The sequence below is a fragment of the Xenorhabdus japonica genome (assembly GCF_900115195.1).
Lineage (GTDB): Bacteria > Pseudomonadota > Gammaproteobacteria > Enterobacterales > Enterobacteriaceae > Xenorhabdus > Xenorhabdus japonica.
Window position 1 is genome coordinate 1 of sequence record NZ_FOVO01000071.1, and the last position, 3721, is coordinate 3721.

Below are 3721 nucleotides of genomic sequence, written 5' to 3' on the forward strand. Positions count from 1 at the left end.
GACAGGCGCCTAAAGGAAGAGCGCCGATCTTAATGGATAACATGAGCTTTTGCGACACCCTCTGAAGGCCGGGGTTTTACGGCGCACTGGATAAAGAATAGTATTTACGTTCGATGAAACTCCCTATCACCTTGTCGTGTATCTCTTCTGATTTGAAATAGCCAATCGTCTTTCGATTCAGTCTTTTTAAACGGGTACGGAATATCAAATTGGTTCTTTCTATACGTTGGGTGTAATGAACTATTTATTTCCTACTCCGCCGTAATCAACGGCGGAGTATCAGATTTTGGTTATTACGTTCTTAATCCTCGCCCTGATTCAATTAGATACCAAGCCAGGAAATAAAACACAATAATAAATAGGCTCAACATACCTAATGACATCGCCAAAGAAACATCCGTAATACCGAGAAAACCATGGCGGAAGCCACTGACCATATAGACGATTGGGTTAAGTTTTGATACTGCCTGCCAAAAAGTCGGCAACAAGGTAAGGGAGTAAAATACACCTCCCAGATAAGTCAATGGAGTCAGAACAAATGTTGGGATAATGCTAATATCATCGAATGTTTTCGCAAAAATAGCATTCAACAGCCCCGCCAACGAAAATAGAATCGCTGTTGCCAGCAAAGTGATTACCACCATTCCCCATGAATGTATCTGTAACGGTACGAATAATAAGGAAACTAATGTCACCAGAATACCAACGCACACCCCACGAGCCACTCCTCCTCCAACAAACCCAGCAATGATAATATGGGTTGGAACCGGAGCAACCAGCACTTCTTCAATACTGCGCTGGAACTTAGCGCCAAAGAAAGACGAAGAAACGTTAGAGTAAGAGTTGGTGATTACTGACATCATTATCAGCCCAGGCACAATAAACTGCATATAGCCAAATCCCCCCATTTCACCAATGCGGGAACCCACCAGATTACCGAATATAACGAAATAAAGGGACATAGTGATTACAGGTGGTAGTAATGTCTGTACCCAAATACGACCAAAACGGGTAATCTCTTTAATCCAAATGGTTTTCAGAGCCACCCAATACAGTTGGAACATTATCTATCCCCTTGATTACTATTAGTTAATCCGACAAACAGCTCTTCCAGACGGTTCGCTTTGTTACGCATGCTGCTGATTTGTATACCCTGCGTACTCAGCTGGGAGAAAATATCATTCAAACCCTGCCCACGTTTTACATCTACTTCCAACGTTGCTGTGTCGACCAGCCGATAGCCGTAACCTTCAACGATAGGCACCGTTCCTTTCGGTGTTAAATCGAACAAGAATGTTTCACTTTCAAGCTGGCTGAGCAGATCTTTCATCGTCGTGTTTTCTACCAACTGACCGTGTTGAATAATGCCAATGTTACGGCACAACATTTCAGCTTCTTCAAGATAATGGGTCGTCAGAATGATCGTAGTTCCCTGCGTATTCAATTCTCTCAAAAATTCCCACATAGCTCGGCGTAGTTCGATGTCCACTCCCGCTGTAGGTTCATCGAGAATCAACAATTTTGGCTGATGCATTAAAGCGCGGGCAATCATTAAACGCCGTTTCATACCACCCGACAAACGAATTGCTCGTTCGTTGCGCTTTTCCCATAAATCCAATTGAGTAAGATAGATTTCAGCTCTTTCCTGCGCTACATTGCGCGGAACGCCATAATATCCCGCCTGGTTCAATACAATCTGAATCACCGTCTCAAATTGATTGAAATTAAATTCCTGTGGAACAAGACCAAGCTGCCGTTTAGCATTGACGAGATCCGTATCAATATCGTAGCCAAAGACCTTGACCTTACCACTACTTTTATTGACCAAGGAGCTGATAATACCTATCGTTGTGGATTTCCCTGCCCCATTTGGCCCTAAAAGCGCGTAGAAATCACCTGCTTCTACATGTAAATCAATCCCCCGCAGCGCTTTCACTCCACCCTCATAGACTTTCGTGAGCTGCGTCAATTCCAATGCGTAAGCCATAAGTAAAAAATACCTTTATTATTCGCTAGTTCTGAGTGCAAGATAGGAATTATGCCATTATTTTTCCCCTATTTCTTAGCAATGACTGGGGCCAAATAAAAAACATTCTTCAATTAAATATTAAATTCTCAATTAATGTTGTATATGATTCTATCTCAAAAATGTTGCCAGGCTATTCGTTATGATGAGAAAAATTGAAGAGCTGTTTTCCAGGAACAAACAGTGGTCAAAGTCCGTAAATGAAGAGAATCCGCTTTTTTTCAAGGAATTATCAAAAGCGCAAAAACCTCATTTTCTGTGGATAGGCTGTTCTGATAGCCGCGTACCTGCTGAAAAGTTGATTGATGCCGCACCCGGCGATCTTTTTGTTCATCGAAATGTCGCTAATCTTGTTATTCATACCGATTTAAACTGTTTATCGGTCGTACAATATGCTGTTGATGTCTTGCAGGTTGAACACATCATTATTTGTGGTCACTACGGTTGTGGTGGTATTGAATCCGCCGTGGATGGTACTGAATTGGGTTTAATCAATAACTGGCTACTCCACATCCGTGATTTATGGTACAAGCACAGTTCCATGCTTGGTGAGTTACCTCCTAGCGATAGACTGAATCGCTTGTGTGAACTGAATGTCATTGAGCAGGTTTATAACCTCGGTCACTCAACCATTATGCAATCTGCATGGAAACGCGGACAGAAAGTGATGGTCCACGGTTGGGTTTATGGTTTGAAGGATGGCGAGTTGCATGATCTGGATATCACCGCTGACAGTCGTGAAAAATTGGAACTCAATTATCGTCAGGCTATTTCCAAGTTATCTCAAACAAAATGACGTTAAAACATAACGCATTGATTATAAAAACAAATGACAGCCTTTCGCTGCCATTTGTTCACACTGTAGGAATTAAAACTAATCTTCCAGCAGGGTGACATGTCCGATATAAGGCAAATGACGATAATGTTGTGCATAATCAATGCCGTAACCGACGACAAATTTATCTTCAATTGAATAACCAATCCACTCAACCGGAACATCGACTTCACGACGAGATGGTTTGTTCAGCAAAGTACAAATCGCCAGTGAATTAGGTTCACGCAGCCCCAGAATCTCGCGGATTTTATTCAGTGTATTGCCTGAGTCGATGATATCTTCAACGATCAACACATCTTTACCACGAATGTCTTCATCCAGATCCTTGAGAATTTTCACATCGCGGGTAGAACTCATCTCATTGCCATAGCTGGATGCCGTCATAAAATCCACTTCATGAGGAACCTGAACTTCGCGACATAGATCTGCCATAAAGATAAATGATCCTTTTAACAGGCCAACCAACACCAATTCACGATCGCTATTACGATAATGTTCTGTAATCTGTTGCCCCAGCTCAGCAATACGTTGCTTAATCTCCTGTTCGGAGATCATCACTTCTACAATATGTTTCTTCATTAATATAACCATTTGTTTTTTAACAACAAATTCATGTTAAATCATGTGATAAATCTTAAAAATTGATACACCGATTGGATACACCGTTCGCCGCACAAATACACACACATAAGAAAACATGAGAACAAAATATTTTGCAGAGTATAACAGAACTCATTATTTACAGTAAAAGAAGGGGCTGACTCCCTAGGGCAAACGGGTCTAAATTGAACAGTTAGTTCAGTGATGTGCCTTCAGTACATAAAGGTAGGAACATTGATGATCGTTTGTGATTTACAATC

At 41.4% G+C, this 3721-nt stretch carries 4 protein-coding genes and 1 pseudogene; 1 reads left to right on the top strand and 4 read right to left on the bottom strand.

From position 1 onward, the window contains the following. Positions 1-76 precede the first annotated feature (76 nt). The 3 genes and pseudogenes from BM135_RS16185 to BM135_RS16195 form a co-directional block, all read right to left on the bottom strand. Positions 77-235 (bottom strand): annotated as a pseudogene (locus BM135_RS16185) (IS1 family transposase); the annotation flags it as partial. A gap of 58 nt (positions 236-293) precedes the next feature. Then, positions 294-1064, bottom strand: a complete 771-nt coding sequence (locus BM135_RS16190) for an ABC transporter permease (RefSeq protein WP_092521535.1) — start codon at positions 1062-1064, stop codon at positions 294-296. Next, positions 1064-1987, bottom strand: coding sequence for an ABC transporter ATP-binding protein (locus BM135_RS16195; RefSeq protein WP_092521537.1), 924 nt, complete (start codon positions 1985-1987; stop codon positions 1064-1066). Before BM135_RS16195 ends, BM135_RS16190 begins: the two co-directional genes overlap by 1 nt. A gap of 181 nt (positions 1988-2168) precedes the next feature. Between BM135_RS16195 and can the strand changes: the two genes are divergently transcribed. After that, a complete protein-coding gene (can, locus tag BM135_RS16200) occupies positions 2169-2822 on the top strand; it encodes a carbonate dehydratase (protein WP_092521539.1) in 654 nt (217 codons plus the stop codon). Positions 2823-2900: 78 nt separating this feature from the next. Here can and hpt read toward each other — a convergent pair whose 3' ends face one another. Beyond that, on the bottom strand, positions 2901-3440 hold the full coding sequence (gene hpt / locus BM135_RS16205; protein ID WP_175486198.1) for a hypoxanthine phosphoribosyltransferase: 540 nt from the start codon (positions 3438-3440) through the stop codon (positions 2901-2903). Between the last annotated feature and the right edge of the window lie 281 nt (positions 3441-3721).